At 68.4% G+C, this 20314-nt stretch carries 19 protein-coding genes; 2 read left to right on the top strand and 17 right to left on the bottom strand.

Features of this window, described 5'->3' with window-relative positions:
• Positions 1–59: 59 nt before the first annotated feature.
• Positions 60–1394 carry a LysM peptidoglycan-binding domain-containing protein gene (locus tag ACZ5UM_RS12995; RefSeq protein ID WP_464848377.1) on the bottom strand — a complete coding sequence of 445 codons (1335 nt, stop codon included), beginning with the start codon at positions 1392–1394 and terminating at the stop codon, positions 60–62.
• Between the two features lie 166 nt (positions 1395–1560).
• Here ACZ5UM_RS12995 and ACZ5UM_RS12990 point away from each other — a divergent pair, with 166 nt between their 5' ends.
• Positions 1561–2070: a hypothetical protein gene (locus ACZ5UM_RS12990; protein WP_464844701.1), complete on the top strand. Its 510-nt coding sequence runs from the start codon at positions 1561–1563 to the stop codon at positions 2068–2070.
• Positions 2071–2123: 53 nt separating this feature from the next.
• Here the strand turns inward: ACZ5UM_RS12990 and ACZ5UM_RS12985 are convergent, their stop codons facing one another.
• From ACZ5UM_RS12985 to ACZ5UM_RS12940, 10 genes are all read right to left on the bottom strand, one after another.
• The gene (locus ACZ5UM_RS12985; protein ID WP_464844700.1) at positions 2124–3032 is read right to left on the bottom strand and encodes a UbiA-like polyprenyltransferase; all 909 of its coding nucleotides are present in this window, start codon (positions 3030–3032) and stop codon (positions 2124–2126) included.
• A gap of 21 nt (positions 3033–3053) precedes the next feature.
• Positions 3054–4508, bottom strand: a complete 1455-nt coding sequence (locus ACZ5UM_RS12980; RefSeq protein WP_464844698.1) for a menaquinone biosynthesis decarboxylase — start codon at positions 4506–4508, stop codon at positions 3054–3056.
• A gap of 232 nt (positions 4509–4740) precedes the next feature.
• Positions 4741–7263, bottom strand: a complete 2523-nt coding sequence (locus ACZ5UM_RS12975; protein WP_464844696.1) for an FtsK/SpoIIIE family DNA translocase — start codon at positions 7261–7263, stop codon at positions 4741–4743.
• A gap of 99 nt (positions 7264–7362) precedes the next feature.
• Complete coding sequence (locus ACZ5UM_RS12970; RefSeq protein ID WP_464844694.1) at positions 7363–7812, bottom strand: Fur family transcriptional regulator; 450 nt, start codon at positions 7810–7812, stop codon at positions 7363–7365.
• Between the two features lie 159 nt (positions 7813–7971).
• Positions 7972–8208, bottom strand: a complete 237-nt coding sequence (locus ACZ5UM_RS12965; protein ID WP_464844693.1) for a YlzJ-like family protein — start codon at positions 8206–8208, stop codon at positions 7972–7974.
• Positions 8205–9005, bottom strand: a complete 801-nt coding sequence (locus tag ACZ5UM_RS12960; protein WP_464844691.1) for a ClpP family protease — start codon at positions 9003–9005, stop codon at positions 8205–8207. Before ACZ5UM_RS12960 ends, ACZ5UM_RS12965 begins: the two co-directional genes overlap by 4 nt.
• Before the next feature lie 98 nt (positions 9006–9103).
• A complete protein-coding gene (locus ACZ5UM_RS12955) occupies positions 9104–9313 on the bottom strand; it encodes a hypothetical protein (RefSeq protein WP_464844689.1) in 210 nt (69 codons plus the stop codon).
• A gap of 146 nt (positions 9314–9459) precedes the next feature.
• A complete protein-coding gene (locus tag ACZ5UM_RS12950) occupies positions 9460–11136 on the bottom strand; it encodes a ribonuclease J (protein ID WP_464844688.1) in 1677 nt (558 codons plus the stop codon).
• A 581-nt stretch (positions 11137–11717) separates the two neighbouring features.
• On the bottom strand, positions 11718–12503 hold the full coding sequence (locus ACZ5UM_RS12945; protein ID WP_464844686.1) for a class I SAM-dependent methyltransferase: 786 nt from the start codon (positions 12501–12503) through the stop codon (positions 11718–11720).
• A gap of 99 nt (positions 12504–12602) precedes the next feature.
• Positions 12603–13565 carry an N-acetyltransferase family protein gene (locus tag ACZ5UM_RS12940; protein ID WP_464844684.1) on the bottom strand — a complete coding sequence of 321 codons (963 nt, stop codon included), beginning with the start codon at positions 13563–13565 and terminating at the stop codon, positions 12603–12605.
• Positions 13566–13824: 259 nt separating this feature from the next.
• On the opposite strand from ACZ5UM_RS12940, the gene ACZ5UM_RS12935 reads away from it, so the two are divergent.
• Entirely contained in the window at positions 13825–14394 is a 570-nt protein-coding gene (locus ACZ5UM_RS12935) for an FUSC family protein (RefSeq protein ID WP_464844682.1), read from the top strand.
• Positions 14395–14491: 97 nt separating this feature from the next.
• Here the strand turns inward: ACZ5UM_RS12935 and ACZ5UM_RS12930 are convergent, their stop codons facing one another.
• From ACZ5UM_RS12930 to dpaA, 6 genes are all read right to left on the bottom strand, one after another.
• Positions 14492–14683: a hypothetical protein gene (locus ACZ5UM_RS12930; RefSeq protein WP_464844681.1), complete on the bottom strand. Its 192-nt coding sequence runs from the start codon at positions 14681–14683 to the stop codon at positions 14492–14494.
• A gap of 687 nt (positions 14684–15370) precedes the next feature.
• On the bottom strand, positions 15371–16252 hold the full coding sequence (dapA, locus tag ACZ5UM_RS12925) for a 4-hydroxy-tetrahydrodipicolinate synthase (RefSeq protein WP_464844680.1): 882 nt from the start codon (positions 16250–16252) through the stop codon (positions 15371–15373).
• Between the two features lie 102 nt (positions 16253–16354).
• On the bottom strand, positions 16355–17575 hold the full coding sequence (dapG, locus tag ACZ5UM_RS12920; RefSeq protein ID WP_464844678.1) for an aspartate kinase: 1221 nt from the start codon (positions 17573–17575) through the stop codon (positions 16355–16357).
• Between the two features lie 54 nt (positions 17576–17629).
• On the bottom strand, positions 17630–18643 hold the full coding sequence (locus ACZ5UM_RS12915) for an aspartate-semialdehyde dehydrogenase (RefSeq protein ID WP_464844676.1): 1014 nt from the start codon (positions 18641–18643) through the stop codon (positions 17630–17632).
• Between the two features lie 59 nt (positions 18644–18702).
• Positions 18703–19308: a dipicolinate synthase subunit B gene (dpaB, locus tag ACZ5UM_RS12910; RefSeq protein WP_464844675.1), complete on the bottom strand. Its 606-nt coding sequence runs from the start codon at positions 19306–19308 to the stop codon at positions 18703–18705.
• Positions 19305–20201 (bottom strand): dipicolinic acid synthetase subunit A, encoded by an 897-nt coding sequence (gene dpaA / locus ACZ5UM_RS12905; protein ID WP_464844674.1) that lies wholly within the window; start codon positions 20199–20201, stop codon positions 19305–19307. The genes dpaB and dpaA overlap by 4 nt, the downstream gene beginning before the upstream one ends.
• Between the last annotated feature and the right edge of the window lie 113 nt (positions 20202–20314).

Genomic DNA, 20314 nt, shown 5'->3' with positions numbered 1-20314 from the left:
TCACTGCCGGGAGAGGGCGGCTCTGTGGCAGGGCTCTTGGGCGGAACAGGGCTGGCGGCTCACACCGCCAGCCCCGCCAGCATGACGCCGATGGTACGGCTCCAGATGGGCCAGAACTGGGTCATGGGCAGGGGATTCACCCCGCGCCCGACCTCGATGGTGAAGCCCGGGCGCCGCCAGTCCTGGATGAACCAGTCCTTGTACCCGGCCCAGCTCTGCAGATAGCGCACCGGCCGGTAGCCCGAGATGTCCGCGAACAGGTGAACGATCTGCTCCGACTCCGGCGGCTCCAGCCCCTCATAGCCCCAGTAGATCTCCTCGCCCTGGCTGTGCCAGGCGATGACCAGCCGGAAGTCGTGGGCGCGGGTGAACTCGGCCAGCGCGATCGCCTCGGGCTCGGTCAGGGGCCCTGTGCCCGAGTAGTTGCGGGGGGCCGGGCTGCGCGGCCCCCGGGCCGCTTCCCGCTCCCAGTCCGCGGGAAACTGGTTGTTCAGATCCACGCCGCGGGCGTTGGCCGCCCACGTGCGGAAGTTGGTGGAGCCGCCGTTGGCCTGGATCAGCAGGTCGTAGTACGGGTTGTCGCGGCTGACCCCTTCCAGGGAGATCTCCACGCCGTCGGGGTTGACCATGGGCACAATGTAGAGGGAGGTCTGCTCCCACAGCGCGGGCACGTCGAAGTTCCCGATGCGCTCCCCCCGCTCCCGGGCGCGGGCGTAGACCTCGATGAACTTCATCATCAGCACCGCGGTGATCCATTCCTCGCCGTGGATCGCCGCGTTGTAGTGGACCTCCTTCGGCCCCGTGCCCAGCCGCACCACCGGGATCTCCCTGCCCAGCACGCTGCGGCCAATGCTGCTGACCCCGATGAAGGGGTAGCGCTGCCGGAGCCGCTCCAGGTCGGCCATCATCTCGTCGTAGCCGTAGTCCTCCCTGGGCACGACGATCGCCTGCCCGCTGTTCACCGCCGGGATGACCAGCCGCTGCCCGATGCGCAGCCGGTAGGGGTCGATGCCCGGGTTCGCCTGCATCAGCGCCGCCACCGTGGTGCCGAAGGCCTGAGCGATGGCCCAGAGCGTATCCCCGGGCTGCACGATGTACTGCTGCGGAGGCCGCGGGGGGATGTAGAGCACCATCCCGGGCCAGATGATGTTCGGGTCCTCGACCTGGGGGTTGGCGGCCGCCAGCGCCTCGACGCTGACGCGGTGCCGCTGCGCGATGCGGTAGAAGGTATCTCCCGGCTGGACGACGTACTGGCCCGCGCCCGGCACCGTCAGCCGCTGGCCCACGTAGATCAGGTTCGGGTTCTGCAGCTGCGGATTGGCGGCGAGGAGCTGGGGCAGGCTGATGCCGAAGCGGCTGGCGATGGCCCAGAGCGTGTCGCCGGGCTGGACCATGTAGGACACACTCAGTCCCCTCCTCTCGGGTGTCGCTTAGATACTATGCGACCGGCGGGTGGGGGGTCCCATCCCGGCACGAACCCATTTGACACGGTCACGGAACAGTGCTAAATAGTATGTTCATAAGAAGTTGTCGGGCGCATCACCGAAAGGATGGGATCGCATGCGGCGCCGTATTGGAATTGGGGACCTTGCTGCCACCGGCATTCTGACCGCTCTGGCGCTGATGATCCCCATCGTGTTCACGTTCCTGCGGATCACGATTCCGCCCTTCTTCACCGCCACGCTGATGTCGCACGTGCCCAGCATGCTGGCGATGCTCATGGGGCCGTTCGCCGCCGTCGGCGTCGGGCTGGGGTCAGCGCTGGGCTTCACGGTCTTCGTCGGACCCGCCATCGGCGCCCGGGCACTGTCGCACGCCCTGTTTGCCTGGGTGGGCAACATCGCCTGGAACCGGGGCCTGCCGCTCTGGCTGGTGCTGCTGATCGCCCTTCCCGTCCACGCCGTGTTCGAGATGGCGGTGGTCTGGCTCCTGGGCGGCAACCTGGCCATGGCCCTGACCACCCTGATCGGCACGGCCATCCACCACTGCATGGACGGCGTGGTCGCGCTCGGCCTCGTTGCGGCGCTGCGGCGGAGCGGCGTCCGCTGGTTCGAACAGACGGCGCACTAGCTGACAGAAGGAGCGTCCCCGCCCGTTTGGGCGGGGACGCTTCTTCTTGCCATCTATCCGAGAAGGACGGCGGCGATGGCCAGGAGCGAGAATGCGACGCTGAGGTACCCGTTGACGTTGAAGAACGCCGTGTCGACCCGGCTCATGTCCTTCGGAGAGATGATGCTGTGCTCGTAGTGCAGCAGCCCGGCCACCAGGGCCCAGGCGGCCAGGTAGATCCAGGTGGCCGCCGGCCACGCCGAAGGCGACCACAGCGGCGCGGGCAGCAGCCCCATCGCCGCGCCCAGCGCTCCGGCCAGGATCACCACCCCGAAGTGCAGCGCCCGGGCGATCCGCAGCGCCGGGGCGAGCCCGAAGCGGGCCGGAATGGAGTGCACCCCGTTGGTGCGGTCCGCCTCCATGTCCTGCGTGCCGTAGATGATGTCGAAGCCGGCGTTCCAGAGGGTGATCAGCGCGACCAGGATCAGGATCTCGGTTCCCACGGCGCCGCGCACCGCCACGTAGGCCCCGAACGCCCCCCATGAGACGCTCAGGCCGAGCCACAGATGGCATAGCCAGGTGAACCGCTTGGTGAACGGGTAGATGGTGAACGTGAGCACGGCCAGCGGGAACAGCTTCATGGCCAGAGGGTGCAGGTTGACCGCCGCCACCAGGAGCAGAACCAGCGCGACGGCCACGTAAGCCCACACCTCACCCCGCCCGATCTTCCCGGCCGGGATGTGGCGCATGGCCGTGCGCGGCGTCTTCCGGTCGATCTCCGCGTCGAAGAGGCGGTTCATGCCCATCGCGGCCGTGCGGGCCCCGATCATGGCCACCGTGATCCAGAACAGCTGCCGCCACGACGGCCACCCGTCCGCCGCCAGGAAGGCCCCGAGATAGGCAAAGGGCAGGTTCAGCACAGTGTGCTCGAACTTGACCAGCTCAGCGAACGTCCTGACCTTCTTCAGGCTGGATACCACCATGTGCGCCGCCCCTCCCCGCGGCTAGAAGCCGTACTCCTTCCAGCGGGCGGTGACCCGCTCCTTGATCTCAGGCGCCATCTCGATCTCCTCGGGCCAGGGGCGGGGGTGCCCCTCCTCGGGCCACTTGCGGGTGGCGTCGATGCCCATCTTGGAGCCGTACCGCCAGACGGGCGCGGCATGGTCCAGGTCGTCCACGGGGCCCTCGGCGAAGAAGATGTCCCGCTTGGGGTCAATGTTGCCCGATACGTACCAGAAGACTTCGCTGTAGTTGTTGAGGTCGATGTGCTCGTCCACCACGACGATGCACTTGGCCAGCATCATCAGTCCCAGGCCCCAGAGGCCGTGCACGACCTTGCGGGCGTGGCCCGGGTACCGCTTCTTGATCTTGACCAGCACGCAGTTGTGGAACGTGCCCTCCACCGGCATGTTGTAGTCGATGATCTCGGGCATGAAGATCTGCAGCAGCGGCAGGAAGATGCGCTCGGTGGCCTTGCCCAGGTAGGCGTCCTCCTGCGGCGGCTTGCCCACCACCGTGGCCGGGTAGATGGCGTCCCGCCGGTGGGTGATGGCGGTCACGTGGAAGACGGGATAGGGATCCACCGGGCTGTAGAAGCCGGTATGGTCGCCAAAGGGCCCCTCCGGACGCAGGGGCTCCGACGTGTCCACGTAACCCTCCAGGATGAAATCGGCGTGGGCCGGGACTTCGAGGTCGATGGTCTTGCACTTGACCAGCTCCACCGGCTCGCCCCGGAGGAACCCGGCGAACATCAGCTCCGGGATCACCGGAGGCAGCGGCGCGCTCCCGCTGTAGATCGTGGCCGGATCGCCGCCCAGCGCGACGGCCACAGGCATGCGGGTGCCCCGGTACGCATCGAAGTGGCGCTGGCCGTCCTTGTGCTTGTGCCAGTGCATCCCGGTGGTGCGCCTGTCGTAGACCTGCATCCGGTACATGCCGATGTTGCGGCCGCCGGTCACGGGGTCGCGGGTGATCACGTTGGTCAGGGTGATGAACGGCCCGCCGTCCTTGGGCCAGGTGGTGAGAACCGGCAGCTTGTAGAGGTCGACGTCGTCGCCGGTCAGCACCACCTCCTGGCAGGGCGCGCGGCTGACCATGCGGGGCGCGGTGGCCTTCGCCACGTCCAGCAGCTTCAGCCCCTGGCCCAGCTTGTCGAACAGGCCCCCGCCCGGGCCCGGCAGTTTCATGAGCTCGCGGATGCGGTCGCCGATCTCGTCCAGGTGGTTCACACCCAGCGCCAGGCAGATGCGCTCCATGGAGCCCAGGGTGTTGGTCAGCACTGGGAACTGCGAGCCCTCGACGTTCTCGAACAGCAGCGCCGGGCCGCCGCCGGGCATCTTCGACACCCGGTCGGTGATCTCGGCGATCTCCAGGTAGGGGCTCACCGGCGCCTTGATGCGCTTCAGCCAGCCCCGCCGTTCACACGCGGCGATAAACTCGTGGAGGTCGCGGAAGGCCACTGGGCTTCAACTCCTCGCCTGAACCTTGGCACAAGTCGCCCTCCAATGTAGCCAGGGCCGGCGGCGGCGTCAACGCCTGGGGTTCAGGCTGTCCGTTCCCGGACACGGGTTGGCCGCGCAGGCGGATCATCTCCAACGCACAGCCAGGCTGCCGGGCAACGGCGTGAAGCCGTCCCCCGGCAGCCTGGGCGGCAGCGGGTCCGCCGGGGCCACCGGCCCCGTACATTGCTCCTTACTCCTCCCCCGTCGAGGCCACTTCCTGGCGCGCCCCGGTGTCGCCGAACAGCTCCTGCCACTGGGGCATGGTCAGGAACACCTCCCGGGGCTTCGACCCCTGGTGCGGGCCGATGAAACCCCGCTCCTCCATCATATCGATCAGCCGGGCGGCCTTCGTGTAGTTGCACCGCAGGCGCCGCTGCAGCAGCGAGACCGACGCCTGGCCGTGCTCCACCACGATGCGGCACGCTTCGGGGAACGCCTCCTCCAGGGCAGAGGTCGGCTCCCGGTCGCCCGATCCGTGGCCGCGGCGGGAGGTGACCTCCACCTCCACTTCCCTGGCCGTGTAGGTGGGCTGCCCCTGGGCCTTCACAAACTTGACGATCTGATCGATCTCCCGCTCGTGGATGAAGGCCCCCTGCACCCGGATGGCCTTCGAGTGCCCGGCCGGGTGGTACAGCATGTCGCCCTTGCCCAGCAGCCGCTCCGCACCGGCGTAGTCGAGAATCACCCGGGAGTCCACCTGGGACGACACGGCGAAGGCGATGCGCGACGGGATGTTGGCCTTGATCAGGCCGGTGATGACGTCGACCCGCGGCGACTGGGTGGCGATGACCAGGTGGATGCCGCAGGCCCGGGCCATCTGTGCGAGCCGGCAGATGCTGTCCTCCACGTCGACGGGCGCGACCATCATGAGGTCGGCCAGCTCGTCCACGAAGATGACGACGTAGGGCATCGGCTGCCGCGGGTGGTCGGGATCGGGGCCGGGATCGTCGCGCACCAGCTGGTTGTACTGCGTGATGTTGCGCACGCCCAGCGCGGCGAAGAGCTCGTACCGGCTCTCCATCTCCTTGACGGCGCCCTTCAGGTAGCCGGCGGCCTGCTTCGCATCGGTGATCACCGGCGCCATGAGGTGCGGAATGCCGTTGTAGATGGACAACTCGACCATCTTCGGGTCGATCATCATCATCTTGACCTCATCGGGCCGTGCCTTGAACAGCAGGGAGCAGATGATGGTGTTCATGCAGACCGACTTGCCGGATCCGGTGGAGCCGGCGATCAGGAGGTGGGGCATCTTGGCCAGGTCCCCGACGACCGGGTTGCCCGCCTGGTCCTTGCCGAAGGCGACCGAGAGCTTGGCCGTCGCGTTCAGCCACGCGGGCGTCTCCATCACCTCCCGCAGGTGGACGGGGAGCCGCACCTTGTTGGGCACCTCGATCCCGACGGCGGACTTGCCCGGGATCGGCGCCTCGATGCGGATCTCTTCCGCCGCCAGCGCGAGGGCCAGATCGTCGGCCAGCGAGGTGAACTTGTTCACGCGCACGCCGGGACCCGGCTGCAGTTCGTACCGGGTCACCGAAGGGCCGGGGCTGATCTCAATCACCCGGGCTTCCACGCCGAACGAGGCCAGGGTGCGCTCCAGCAGCTGCGCCCGGGCCAGGTGGTCCTGATGGCTCTGCTGCCCCTTGTGCTGCGGTTTCGACAGCAGCGAGACAGGCGGGAGCTGGTACGACTGGCCCAGCCGGTCGGGGTCGATGGCCAGCTGGCCCTTCTCGCCCTCCACCAGCGGCACGGCCTGGACCGCTGCTCCCGCGGCGGCATCGCGGCCGGCGGCCGGGCCGGCCCCCGAACCCTTCCCGGCGGTCCCGGCTGCACCGGCTGGGCCCCCGGCGGCCGCGGCGGGGCCGGGCACGGCGGCTCCCGCCCCGCCGTCCGCATCCCCGGAAGCGATCCCCGGCGGTTCCGGCACCCTCACGCCCTCGTCGGCCTGCCGGATCAGGGGCGCGCCGTGCGCCGCCCCGGCCAGATGCCCTTCGGCCGCTTCACCAGGCTCCTGCTTCAGGTCGCCGATCGTGTTCAGCTCCTCGCTCGCCGCCAGCCGCCTGCGGCGGGGCTTTTCTTCCGCCAGCGCCTCTGCCTCCCCCGGCTGCGGTTTGACCAGTTCCACGAAGTCGTCCGCCACCTCCCGCGCGCCGCGGGCGCCGGCGACGAAGCGGGCTTTCAGCCACTCCAGCACCGCGCCCAGCGAGAGGCCCGTGTTGAGCACCAGCCCGATCAAGGCCGCCGTGGCCACGAACACCCAGCGCCCCGCCTCGCCAAACGCGCGCGTGAGCGGAACGGCCAGCGCGAGCCCGACCAGCCCGCCGCCCAGGCCCCGCCGGGCGTTCTCCAGGTCGCCGCCGCCCGGCACGTGGCCCTGCGTCACCAGCTGGACGACCAGTTCAAAGGCCAGCAGGAGCAGCACGAACCCCCAGGCCTGCCGCCCCCACTGAAACGGACGTCGGTGGTAGCGCAGATAGATCAGGTAGAGCCCGACCCAGACCAGCAGGGTCGATAGCACCCAGGCGCCCAGCTCGCCCGCCAGGGCCCTGAGGCCGAGGCTGAGCAGGTCGCCCAGCGCCCCTCCTCCCTTGCCGGCCAGCGAAAGCAGGAACCACGCCCCCGTGGCGGTGAGCAGCAGGCCGCGGACCTCCTGGTGGAGGCCCGTCCCACCGGGGTTCTCCTTGCCCGCTTTCCCGGCCGACCGTCGCTGCGCCACACTCGACCCCTCCGAATCTCCAAAGGTTGGATAACATGGTTTCATTATACCACACACCAAAGGGCCGGTGCGCATCGCTGCGACCGGCCCGGCTGTACGCTACCCGTTTTCCGCCGCTTTCTGACACTCTGCGCAGACGCCGTAGAACTTGGCGACGTGCTCGGTGATCTGGAATCCCGTCTTCTCGTAAATGGTCGCCTCCAGCTTCACCAGGAGGTCGTCCTCGAACTCCGTGATCTTCCCGCACCGCTGGCAGACGAGGTGATGGTGATGCTGGTTGTCCTCGTCGCGCACCTCGTACCGGGCACGGCCGTCGCCGAAGTCCACCTTCTTCAGGACCTCGATCTCCTCCAGCAGCTCCAGCGTGCGGTACACGGTGGCGATGCCGTTGCTCGGGTGCGTCTCCCGCAGCATGGCAAAGACATCGTCGGCGGAGAGGTGGCGCCCTCTGTTCATCAGGAAGATGGCGATGATTGCCCAGCGCTGGGGCGTCAGCTTATGGCCGCGCTCCAGCAGTCTGGCATAAATGTCCTTAAGCATCAGGGCCATTCAGCTCACCTCTTTCTCCAGCCCTTCCCCTGCTCAGTTCGGGCGAAGCACGCTGGATTCCTTCTCCCTGCCGTTCTATTTCCCATGGTAAACGAGAATCATTCTAAATACAAGGCCCACCCGCGAGAAAGACCAGGCCCGCTGACCTGGTCTTGTCGGCTAGCCCGGACCCAGCATGACCTTCGCACCGGGCTGGAAGCGGGCATCGAGATAGTCCTGCGCCTGTCCCGAGATCAGGCGCACCACGGTGCCCCAGCCATCCGCCCCCGGCGCCACCTGCACGAGCCGGCCGTCCACGACCGCCTCCCGCAGCGGTGGCGCCGCGGGGGTCAGGCCCTCCAGGACCCACTCCGCCGGAACCACCGACCAGAGCACGCACGGCCCGCACTCCGTCACTGGACCACCTCCTGCCGGTCCTGCTTCCGTTCGGCGATGAGCCGGTTGAGCCGGGCCACCGCGTCCGAAAGCCCGCCCACTTCGTCGATGAGCCCTTCCCGGACCGCGTCCGGCCCCACCACCACCGTCCCCACATCCCGGGCCAGCTCGCCGGTGCGGAACATCAGCTCCCGGAACCGCTCCTCGCTGATCCGGGAGTTGTTGACCACGAAACGGATGACCCGGTCCTGCATCTTGTCCATGTACTCGTAGGTCTGGGGAACCCCGATCACCAGGCCGGTCAGCCGGATGGGGTGGATGGTCATCGTGGCGGTGGAGGCGATGAAGGAGTACGTGGTGCTGACCGCAATCGGCACACCGATGGAGTGCCCGCCGCCCAGCACCAGCGAGACCGAGGGTTTCGACAGGCTGGCGATCATCTCCGCGATGGCCAGGCCGGCCTCCACGTCGCCGCCCACCGTGTTCAGCACCAGGAGCAGCCCTTCGATCTCCGGGCTCTGCTCGACGGCCACCAGCTGCGGGATGATGTGCTCGTACTTGGTGGTCTTGTTGTGGGGCGGCAGGGTCACGTGGCCCTCGACCTGTCCGATGATGGTCAGCAGGTGGATGTTGGGCGAGACCTTCGGCAGCCGCGTGGTGCCGATGGCCTCCAGGTTCTCCAGTGCGGGGTTCCTGGACAGGCCGTTGAGCGCCGGAGAGGGCGCCGGCGGCTGCTCCGGCCCGGGCGCTGAGGGGTCGGGGCCCGGCGACACGCCGGGGATGTGCGGCGGCCGGGGGCCTTGGTCGTTGAAGAACATCGGTCACACTCCTCCGGGGGTAGTATCCGCCTTCCGGCCAGACGGCATCCGCCGCCCCGCGCCGGCGCCCGGCGCGAGCCGCAGGGGCCCGCCGCGGCCTACCAGAGGGTGCCCGTTGCCCGCGCCACGTCGTTCAGGTCCCGGATGACGGCGCTCAGCTCGACGTCCTTCTGCCGGGCAAGGTCCCTGAGCCGCGAACCGGATGCCGTGCTGATGCCCTCCTTGCCGAAGTGCTTGGCCAGGACGGTGCGGGCCTCCGGCATCTGGGCGATGATCTCCGACGGGGTCCACTCGCGGAAGTTGGGCATGCGCAAGCCCCCCTCCTGAAATGCAGATTGGGGCGAGGTCCGCCTCGCCCCAATAGAATGCCCGGTTTTCGTCAACCACAGACGCCCGGACGGACGACGGGGTGACCGCCCCGTAGGGCCACCGCCGCGCCCGGCCTGCCCCTCCGCTAGATCTCGATGATGATCGGCAGGATCATCGGGCGGCGGTGGGTCTTCTCGTAGAGGTACTTGGACAGCACGTCCCGGATGGAGCTCTTCAGGACCGCCCACTCGGGCACGCCCCGCTTGATCTGCTCGGCCAGCGTCCGCCTGACCCGTTCCTTCGCCTCGTCCAGCAGCCCTTCCGACTCCCGGACGTAGACAAACCCCCGGCTGACCATGTCGGGCCCGCCGACGATGATGCCCTCTTCCCGGTCCACCGCGACGACCACGATGAGAATGCCTTCCTGGGCCAGCTGTTTGCGGTCCCGCAGCACGATGTTGCCCACATCGCCGACCCCCAGGCCGTCCACCAGCACCTGGCCCGAGGTCACCTTGCCGGCGATCTGGGCGGAGTTGCGGGTGAACTCGAAGACCGTGCCGTTTTCGCCGATCAGGATGTTCTCGCTGGGGATGCCGCACGCCTCGGCCAGCTGCTTGTGCTTCAGCAGCATGCGGTACTCGCCGTGAATCGGCACGAAGAACTTGGGCCGGGTCAGGTTGATCATCAGCTTCTGTTCTTCCTGGCTGCCGTGGCCGGAGACGTGCACGCCTGCGCTGCGGTCGTAGATCACCTCGGCCCCGCGCCGGTAGAGGTTGTTGATCGTCCGGGCGACGGACTTCTCATTCCCCGGAATGGCGGTGGCCGCGAAGAGCACGGTGTCGCCGGGGAAGAGCTCGATGGACTTGTGGTCGTTGACCGCCATGCGGCTCAGGGCGGCCATGGGCTCGCCCTGCGAACCCGTGGTCAGGATCACCTGGTTCTGCAGCGGCACCCGGCGCAGCTCATCGACCGACACGATGGTGCCCTCGGGCACGTTCAGGTATCCCAGCTCCAGCGCGATCTTCACGGTGTTCTCCATGGAACGGCCGACGACGGCGACCTTCTTGCCCATCTCGGCGGCCAGTTCGATGGCCTGCTGCAGCCGGTGCACGTTGGAGGCGAAGGTGGCCATGAGGATGCGGCCCTTGGCCTCCCGGAAGACCCGCTCCATGTTCGGGCGGACGGACCGCTCCGACGGGGTGTACCCCGGCCGCTCGGCGTTGGTGGAGTCGGACAGCAGCGCCAGGACGCCCTTCCTCCCCAGCTCGGTGAGCCGTCGGTAGTCGGCGAATTCCCCGTCGATGGGCGTCTGGTCGAACTTGAAGTCTCCGGTGTGCAGAATCGTTCCCACGGGTGTGCTGACGGCGATCGCACAAGCGTCGGGAATCGAGTGGTTGACCCGGATGAACTCGCAGGTGAACGGGCCGAGCTTCACCTGATCGCCGGCCCGGACCGCCCTCGACTCGGCCGGCAGCTTCATCCCCATCTCCGCCAGCTTGCCCTCGATCAGGCCCAGGGTCAGGCGGGTCGCATAGACCGGAATCTCCATGTTGCGCAGGAGATAGGAGACGGCGCCGATGTGGTCTTCGTGACCGTGCGTGATCAGGATCCCGCGGACCTTGTCCCGGTTCTCCAGGAGGTAGGTGAAATCCGGAATCACGATATCGATGCCCAGCATCTCCTCCTCCGGGAACGCAAGACCGGCATCGATGACGATGATGTCGTCGCCGTACTGGATGACCATGCAGTTCTTGCCGATCTCGCCCAGCCCTCCCAGAGGGATGACATACAGTTTCTCAGTTTTCCCGCGGTGACGCGCCAAACGCAATAGTTCCCCCTTTAGTGGACCCCTCCGGGGGTCCGTTCTGTGATGATTGCACAGCAAAACAAACCCCCGTCATCCTGGCAATAAAAGCCCTACCGCGGCGCCCTGCGCCGAGGCTGAGAGGGGTGCAGGAGGAAGAGCAACCGCAGGGGTTGAGGCAGCCGTGGCCGCAACGCACCACCGCCGTCCCGGTGCGAGGGGCCGTGCTCACCAGCCGCCCTTCTCTTCTCCTGTTTCGCCGTTCAACAGACCTTCCTTCGGATTATACCCAAAAGCCTATGCGCTTACAAGCGAAGGTGCCATAAATGGCAGACGAGCCGACCGCACCACCGTGGCGCGGTCGGCTCGATGAGGTTGCCGGCTAAGAGGTTCGCTGCTGCAAGAACTCCACTCCTGCTCCACCCCCACGTGGATCTCCTGCCCTCCAGAGCGGAACCAGACGCCGCCCCGCCCACGGAGGTTCTCAGACGTCGGGATCTCCGGCATCCCGAGCAGCCCTGTGTAGAACCCCCTGGCTTCGGCCTCGCACCCCGGCGGCGCGGCGATCAGGATGTGGTGCAGCCCGAGGATCACGCTCGTCACCCCCGATGCGCGGCCTTGAACCCGACCACGATCGCCTTGTGCAGCACGAACCCGTCCCCGGTGATGCCGAACCGGTCCCGCGCGGCAGCGGGCGCCGCGGCCAGCCGGGACCGCACCTCCCGTGCGGCATCCGGCGGCGTGGACGCTCGGGAGAGCCAGTCCTCCCGGTCCACCCAGGTCGTGAACCGGTGGGCCACGCGAAACGCCAGGCCGGCCTGTTCCACGAAGCGCCGCCACTCCGCGATGCGGTGCGCCCGGTGGTGGCTCGGATCTCGCAGCCGCTCCAGCTCGTTGATGAACCGATCGAGTTCCGGCTCCTCAGGGGCCACGTTGTCCACCACCACAAGCCGGCCGCCGGGGCGCAGCACCCGGGCGGCCTCCCGGCAGAAGCGATCCACCGCGGGAAAGTGGTGCGCGGCGATGCGGCACGTCACCACGTCGAAGCTGGCCGCCGGGAAGGGGAGCGCTTCCGCGTCTGCCTCCATGAACGTCACGTTGCCGATCCCCCGCCGCTCCGCCTGCTCCCGTGCGACCGCCAGCATCTCGGGCGTGAGGTCGACGCCCACCACCCGGCGCGCGCAGGGCGCCAGCGCGAGGGCGGTGTGGCCTGTGGCCGTGGCCACGTCCAGCACCTCCTCCGCGCCGGTGAGCCCGGCCACCTCCGGCAGCAGGGCCAGGTCGGCCCCCGCCGCGTGAATGGCACTGGTGAGATACCGGGAAGCCGCCTCGCCGAACTGCCGGCGCACCTGCTGCTTGACCAGGCCGTCCTGTGCGTTCGTCATCCAGTCGCCCACCTCCGCCACTACGTTAGCACGCAGCGGCCGGTCTGCATACTGCCGGATCGGCATAGGGGTATGCATCGGTCCCCCATCTCGGACCGGTCACTGCACCCGCCCCAGTGGCCTGTGTGCGGCCAGATCCAGCACGACCTCGTACTGCCCGGCAAGCGGACGGTAACCGAGTCTCCGGTTCACCGCCAGCATGGGGGCGTTCAGAGAGTCGTTTCCCGTGCGCATGTATGGGGCCCCGTGCCTGCGCGCAGCCCGGATGGCCAACAGCTTCAGCGCCAGAGCGATGCGGCGCCCGCGGTAGGCGCGGTCGACGAGGGTGTGATTGGTATACACGTGATCCTGGTGCGCCACCAGCTGCGTGACCCCAACCAACTGCTCGCCGTCGGCGGCCACGAATACCCAGTCCGGGCGGGCGCCCTCCCCTTCGATGAGCACCCGACGCCAGGTATCGAAGGTCATGAAGGACTGCGCCTCGTAACCGGGGATATCGATCATGGTCGCCTCATAAAGCCGATAGAGGGCCTGCAGCGCCTGGGGGGCTTCAGCCAGGGTGAAGAAGCGGATCCCCCTCTGGACTACCCCCTCCACCACGCCGTCGAACGCGGCTTCGTCGAAACCGACCAAGTCCAGGGCGGAGTCGAAGGCGTGCCGCTTCACGGCGTACCCCCGACGCTGCACCCATGCCAGAGACTCTGCGTCGGTATCGGACACCTCGCCTACCAACCGGCGGCCCCCCTGGTCATCACAGAATCGCTCGATCGCCTTCAGCAGGGCACTCCCGGCGCCCTGGCGGCGGGACGCCGGGTGCGTGGCCACGTTAACGTAGAACTTGCCTGCCGCGGTGTTGGGAAAGCGATAGGCTTCGGCGAAACCCAGCAGCCGCCCTCCCTCGTCCCTGGCGGCCACCAGGTGCGCGATGGATCCCTCAGGCCACCGGGCCCGCTCTCCGGCGAGCTCGGCCGAGGTGGTCCGGAAAGGGCGGACAGCGTTCAGGATCGCGGCGATGGGGGCGTAATCCGCGGGTTGAGTGCAGATCAGCGGCTGAATGTCCATATTCTGTGTCAACTCCTCGTGAGATCGTCACGGCGATATTAGACGCTCCCGAGGTGGCGAGAGTTTCGACGCAATTCCTTCCAGACGATGAGGACATCTGGTACATCCCGCTCCATCGGCGAGGGCGGAACACGCTTCACGGCGCGAACGGTGCGCAGGGTCCGGAGCATTTGACGCTTAGTGAAAAGTTATGTATAATTTGGGTTCGTATGGGCCGCCCGGAGAGGCGGCTTGCAGCATCATGGCCGGAGGTGTTTCGGTGGTCGAGGGTTTGCGGCGGAGGGTGTTTGGTCTGGTGGGGCCCCGTCTGATCAAGACAGGGATTGCGGTCAGCCTGGCCTGCGGGCTGATGTCCCTCGTGGATCCGACGAAGGGGCTGGTGGGAGCTGGCGTTTCGGCCGCGCTGATGATCGCGCCGGACGAGCACGTGGGCCGGCAGTGGGCCCGCAACCAGTTCCTGGCTGCATTCCTCGGGGTCCTCACGGGCGCCGTGGCCGGCTGGCTGCTGGGCTACGCACCGTGGTTCACCGGCCCGGTGGTGATGGTGGTCATCCTCCTCTACACCCGACTCGGCTACCCGGCTGCGGCCATCGGCGGGGTGACCAACGCCCTCTTCATCCTGGAGCACGCCGACCGGGGCTTCCTGTTCGCCGCGTTCCGGTTCACGTCTTCGGTAGTGGGGCTCGTCATCGGCTGGCTGGTGAACCGGTACGTGCTGCCCTACACGCCCCCGGCGGCTCAGCAGCCTGAGGCGCCTGCAGGGACGGCAGCGCCGGCGCAGACGGCCGGAGCGGACGAGCCGGATGAGCAGATCGAGGAAGCGGTCTAGGGTGACGGGCAGCGCCGAGTGCGCTGCCCGCAGCGCTATATGGGAGGGACCGGCCGTGACCCAGATGCGGTACTATCGACCGGATGACGACCCCGCCCTACAGCACCTCCTCCGGCAGATCTGGGGCGGGAATTCGCGGGCGCTGCGATACTACCGCTTCGGCCCGAGCACTTCGACTGGTACCCTGCATGCTGCGGCCGGCGCCGGCGAGCTCCGGCAGCGGGGCCCTGTCGACCAGCGCCTCGGCTTCCTTCATCACATGGGTGGTCAGGAAGACCGTCACGCCCATCCGGTTGGCCTCCCGAATGCTGTTCCACGGCGCGGGCCGCCTGAACCGGCCGGGGGTGCGGCGCCGATGCCGCACCGAAAAGATCGGCGATGAGCAGGAGAAGCGCAAGAACCCCGCATCGCCCCCGACATCGACCCCTGCCCCCTGGCGGAGATCGTTGTAAGGGCCGCGCGAGTCAACCTGCTGCCTCTCCTGCAACGGCCTCTCTTGCTTCGGGTCCGGGCCTGACGGCCACCTGATCACAAGAAAAAAGACGGTCTCGCCACTTTCGGCGGGACCGCCTTCCTTGAGCTCTGTGACACACAGCCAGGTTATCTAGCTTGTTCTCTCAGCGGGGGCGTCACACCGCCGACCGCCCGGTGCACACGGCGCACGGGCACGGCGCACCACTCACGGCTTACGGCTCACAGTACACTGCTCACTGCTCACAGCCCACAGTTCACCGCTCACCGCTCACTGCTCACTGCTCACAGCTCACCGCTCACCGCTCACCGCTCACCGCTCACCGCTCACTGCTCACCGCTCACAGCCCACCGCTCACGGCTCACAGCTCACCGCTCACTGCTCACTGCTCACAGCCCACAGCTCACCGCTCACTGCTCACTGCTCACTGCTCACAGCCCACAGCTCACCGCTCACTGCTCACAGCCCACAGCTCACCGCTCACTGCTCACCGCCCGCCGCCCGTTACAGCACATCCGCCTGCGCCAGCACCTGCCGCAGGGCCTCCTCCTGCTCCTCCGTGGCGTCCACCAACGGCAGGCGCACGGGGCCCACCGGGAAGCCGGTCAGCTTCAGCGCCGCCTTCACCAGGATCGGGTTGGTGACCGCGAACAGCCCCCGGAAGACCGGCAGCAGCCGGCGGTGCCAGGCGGCCGCCTGCGCGGTGTCTCCCTTCAGGAAGGCGTCGATCAGCTCCCGCATCTGCGGGCCCACCACGTGCGCGGCGACGCTGATGATGCCGTAAGCCCCCACCGTGAGGTACGGCAGCAGGTTGGCGTCCTCGCCCGACCAGACCCGGAAGCCCTCGGGCGCGTCCGCCAGGATGTCGGCCAGCTGCCCCACGTCGGCGCACTCCTTGATGCCGATGATGTTCGGCACATCGCGGGCGAGCCGCAGGGTGGTCGCGGGCAGCATGTTGACCGAGGTGCGGGACGGGACGTTGTACGGGATGCACGGCAGGTCCACCGCCTCGGCCACCGTCCGGAAGTGCCGGTAGAGCCCTTCCTGCGGGGGCTTGTTGTAGTACGGCGTGACCAGCATCAGCCCGTGGACGCCCGTCCGCGCGGCCTCCCGGGAAAAGCGAACTGTCTCCGCTGTGTTGTACGACCCGGTCCCGGCGATCACCGACACCCGGTCGCCCACCGCGTCCACGATGGTTTCAAACAGGCGAAGCTTCTCCTCCTTCGACAGCGTGGGCGATTCCCCGGTGGTGCCGGAGACCACCAGGCCCTCGGACCCCGCTGCCACCAGGTGTTTCGCCAGCTCCGCCGCCCGCTTGTAGTCCACCGCACCGTCGGGAGTCATCGGAGTCACCATGGCGGTCAGGAGCCGTCCAAAGGTAGGCACGGGAATCCCTCCTCAAGTGATAAGAGACGTTCGCCGAATGACACTTTCACAGAATGCGCCGTGCGCCGCCGGCGTCCCCCGTCGTTCCTGCCGGCGGGCACTTCACCCCCGGCCCAGTTCGAAGGCGTCGTGCAGGGCCTGCACCGCCCGCTGCACGTCGGCGGCGGGCACCAGGCACGAGATGGTCACGTGGGAGTCGGCGGTCTGCCAGATGGGCACCTCGGCGGCGTAGAGCGCTTCGGCCACCGTGGCCATCACCCCGGGGCGGCCCCGCATGCCGGAGCCCACCACGGTCACCTTGGCGCAGCCGTGCCGCACCTGCAAATCCACCAGGCCCAGTTCCGTCAGGATCATCTCGGCCTGCGCGGCCCGCGCCTCCGGAATCGTGAAGGCGCTCGACTCCAGGGAGACCGAGATCAGATCCACCGAGATGCCGGCGTTGGCGAGCCGCCGGAAGAGCCGGGGCGTCGCCCAGTCCCGCCCGGTCTTGACGACCACCTGGGCGAGCCCGACCACGTGGGTCACGGCCGTGACGATGCGGTCGGAGAACGGCTCGCTCCAGATGACGCCGGCCTCGGCGCTGTACGTGATGAGCGTTCCCGGCCCGTCGCTGAAGGTGGAGCGCACTCGGATCGGCACCCGGTGCTGCATCGCGATCTCGACCGCCCGGGGGTGCACCACCTTCGCCCCGTAGTGGGCCATCTGGGCGATCTCGTCGTAGGTGGTGACTGAGAGGGTCCGGGCCTCCGCCACCAGGCGGGGATCCGCGGTCTTCACGCCGTCGACGTCGGTGTAGATCTCCACCACCTCCGCCCGCAGGGCCCCGCCCAGGGCCGCGGCGGTGGTGTCGGACCCGCCCCGGCCGAGCGTGGTGACCTCGCCGGCGGCGTTCACCCCCTGGAAGCCGGCCACCACCACGACCAGCCCCTCGCGCAGCCGGCTGAGCACCGGGGCCGGGTCCACCTTCACGATCTGGGCCGAACCGTACTGATCATCGGTCTGAATGCCCGCCTGGCCGCCGGTGAGGGCCACGGCGGGGAGGCCCGCGGCGGTGAGCGTCGCGGCCATGAGTACGCTGGAGATGATCTCGCCGCAGGAGAGCAGCAGGTCCATGTCGCGGGGCGCCAGCTCCGGCGCCGCCGAGCGCGCCAGCTCAATCAGCGTGTCGGTGGCGTAGGGGTCGCCCTGGCGCCCCATGGCCGAGACGACGACGACCGTCGCATAGCCGTCATCCACGGCCTGCCGCACGCGGCGGACGACTGCCTCGCGCCCCTCCGGCGTGGCGACGGAGGTGCCGCCGAACTTCTGAACGATGATCCGCATGCCGAGCCGCCGTCACTCCTTTCCGGTATGAAGCGAACCCGGCACGGGCGCAGCCTAGATCAGCTGCATCTCCAGGAGCTTCTCTGCGATCTGTACCGCGTTGGTGGCCGCGCCCTTGCGCAGGTTGTCGCTGACGATCCAGAGCCACAGCCCCTTTTCATTGGTCAGGTCCTCGCGAATGCGGCCCACCAGCGTATCGTCGGTGCCGGCTGCGTCGATGGCCGTGGGGAAGACAAACTGCATCGGGTCGTCGACCACCCGCACGCCGGGGAAGCGGCTGAGGGCCTCCCGCGCCTCGGCAGGGGTCACCTTCCGCTCGAACTCCACCAGCACCGACTCGGAATGGCCGACGAAGACCGGCACACGCGTACAGGTCATGGTGACCGGCAGATCCGGGAGGCCCATGATCTTGCGCGTCTCCGCCGAAAGCTTCAGCTCTTCGGTCGTGTACAGGTTCTCCGTGAAGGTCTCGGCGTACGGCAGCACGTTGAACGCGATCTGCCGCTTGTAGACGGTATGCGGCAGCTCCCCCTCGTGCCCCTCGGCCCAGAGCCGGGTCTGCTGCTCCAGCTCCTCGATGGCCTCCTTGCCGGTGCCCGACACCGCCTGCATGGTGGTGACGATCACCCGGGTCATCGGCGACAGGTCGTGCAGCGGCTTCAGGGCCATCACCAGGCCGATGGTGGTGCAGTTGGGGCTGGAGATGATGCCCTTGTGCCAGCGCAGGTCCTCGGGGTTGACCTCGGGCACGACCAGGGGCACGTTGGGGTCCATCCGCCAGGTCGAGGACTTGTCGATGACGACCGCGCCCGCGCGGGCGGCCGCCGGCGCGAGCTCCCGGGAGAGCGAGCCGGTCGCGGCGAAGAAGACCAGATCCATGCCGGCAAACGCCTCAGGGGTGGCTTCCTGGACGGTGATGCGCTCCCCCCGGAAGGTGACGGCGGAACCGGCACTCCGGCTGCTCGCCAGGGGCAGCAGCTTGCCGACCGGGAAGTTGCGGGCCTCCAGCAGGGCGAGGAGCTCCTGGCCGACGGCGCCGGTGGCGCCGACCACAGCGACGTTCTTCATGCGGATCCTTCCTTTCCTCGGATTCCTGTGCCCGTCCGCCAGGGGCCCGCCCGGCCCGGCTATGCCTCCTTCGGCCCCAGGAGCAGCGGCTGCACCTGCCTGCCCTCCATCGCCGCGAGGATGGTGGGCACCAGGTAGTTCTCGATGTCGGCGTCAATCGAGGTGGGCTTGCCAACCGGATTGTCCTGGCGGAAGGGCACGAAATAGATGTTCCTGGCCACCAGCAGGGTGCCAAGGTTGCGAGCGTTCATGCCCAGGCCGTCGTTGGTGGTGACGGCCAGGACCACAGGCCGGTGGTTGCGCATCTGGGCCTTGGCGGCCATGCACACCGGCGTGTCGTTGATGGCGTTGGCCAGCTTGGCCATGGTGTTGCCCGTGCAGGGCATGATCACGAGACAGTCCAGCTTCACCTGCGGCCCGAAGGGCTCCACCTCGGGGATCGTCATCAGCGGCAGGCGGCCGGTGATCTGCTCGATCTGGGTGATCCAGTCATCAGGTTTCCCGAACCGGGTCTCGGTCGTCCGCACGTTGGCGGAGATGATCGGGATGATCTCCGCCCCCTCGTCCCGCAGCACCCGGAGCTGCGTCATCGCCCGGGCCAGATTGCAGTGAGAGGCGGACATCGCCACCCCGATCAGCCTGCCGGCGAGCTGCTGCACGCTCATCGCTCTCCCTCCATGGCGTCGGTCCGTCGGAGGTGGCGAACGACGAGCTCGGCGATGATGCGCCCCGCGGTCACCGGGGCGACGATGCCCGGCAGCCCGGGCGCCAGCCGGGCGGTGAGCCCCAGCTCCCGCGCGGCCTCGAAGTCGGTGCCGCCCGGCGCGGAAGCGACGTCGATGATCACCGCGTGGCGGGGGGCGCGGCTCAGCACTTCCCGCGTCAGGACCGGAGCCGGCACCGTGTTGAAGATGATGTCCGCCTCCGCCACGGCATCGGGCATCCGGGCCCATTCCACCGGCCGGTGGCCGGCTGCCCAGATACGGGCCTGGTCCAGCTCGCTGCGGGCGGCCACGGAGACGTCGCTCATCAGTCCCCTGAGCAGCAGGGCGATGGCCCGGCCGGTCCGGCCGAAACCCAGGACCAGCGAGCGGCTGCCGAAAATCGTGAAGCGGGTGGACTCCATCGCCATCTGGATGGCCCCCTCGGCCGAGGGGATGGAGTTCCAAGTCGCGAAGTGGTCCGACTCCCGGTACTCGATCAGCGGCAGCCCGGCCTCCTCGCACAGCCTGTTCAGGTGCGGGTTGCTGAGGCCGACGAACACCGGTGCGCCGCGGGCGACACGGCGCAGACCGTCCAGGTCGATCACGCAGGGCGGCACATCGCCCTCGGTGTACACGGTGCCATCCGGGCTGACCCCCTGCACAGGCAGGATGACGACCTGCGCGCCCGTGAGGGCGTCGGCGCCGGAGGTGCAGACCTCCACGCCGGCAAACCGGTCCTCCCACTCCAGGCCCGCCACGCGGACCCGTGCGCCGGCCCGGAGCAGGAAGTGCACCGCCTCCGCCATGCGCCGGTCCCCGCCGAGGACGGCGATCTGCTTGCCGTACACGCTCATCCAGCCAGTCCTCCAATCCTACCGAACCTCATCCCATTCTATGGATGCGGCTCAGGCAGGGTGCGGCGGGGCAGGCCGGCCGCAGGCAGGGCGCCGCCCACGGCGTCGGGGCA

The organism is Symbiobacterium ostreiconchae, from assembly GCF_055396975.1.
This window is presented reverse-complemented; position numbering and strand designations above follow the sequence as displayed.

Coding starts and splice junctions, on each gene's coding strand:
- dapG (WP_464844678.1), bottom strand. CDS start 17,575: ATGCGGATCATCGTTCAGAAGTTCGGCGGCACCTCCGTCGCCACGCCG.
- ACZ5UM_RS12930 (WP_464844681.1), bottom strand. CDS start 14,683: ATGGGCGTGACGGTCTTCCTGACCACCCATGTGATGAAGGAAGCCGAG.
- ACZ5UM_RS12960 (WP_464844691.1), bottom strand. CDS start 9,005: ATGTTCTTCAACGACCAAGGCCCCCGGCCGCCGCACATCCCCGGCGTG.
- ACZ5UM_RS12945 (WP_464844686.1), bottom strand. CDS start 12,503: ATGACGAACGCACAGGACGGCCTGGTCAAGCAGCAGGTGCGCCGGCAG.
- ACZ5UM_RS12940 (WP_464844684.1), bottom strand. CDS start 13,565: ATGGACATTCAGCCGCTGATCTGCACTCAACCCGCGGATTACGCCCCC.
- ACZ5UM_RS12990 (WP_464844701.1), top strand. CDS start 1,561: ATGCGGCGCCGTATTGGAATTGGGGACCTTGCTGCCACCGGCATTCTG.
- ACZ5UM_RS12915 (WP_464844676.1), bottom strand. CDS start 18,643: ATGAAGAACGTCGCTGTGGTCGGCGCCACCGGCGCCGTCGGCCAGGAG.
- ACZ5UM_RS12985 (WP_464844700.1), bottom strand. CDS start 3,032: ATGGTGGTATCCAGCCTGAAGAAGGTCAGGACGTTCGCTGAGCTGGTC.
- ACZ5UM_RS12955 (WP_464844689.1), bottom strand. CDS start 9,313: ATGCCCAACTTCCGCGAGTGGACCCCGTCGGAGATCATCGCCCAGATG.
- dpaB (WP_464844675.1), bottom strand. CDS start 19,308: ATGAGCGTGCAGCAGCTCGCCGGCAGGCTGATCGGGGTGGCGATGTCC.
- dpaA (WP_464844674.1), bottom strand. CDS start 20,201: ATGAGCGTGTACGGCAAGCAGATCGCCGTCCTCGGCGGGGACCGGCGC.
- ACZ5UM_RS12995 (WP_464848377.1), bottom strand. CDS start 1,394: ATGGTCCAGCCCGGCGACACGCTCTGGGCCATCGCCAGCCGCTTCGGC.
- ACZ5UM_RS12970 (WP_464844694.1), bottom strand. CDS start 7,812: ATGGCCCTGATGCTTAAGGACATTTATGCCAGACTGCTGGAGCGCGGC.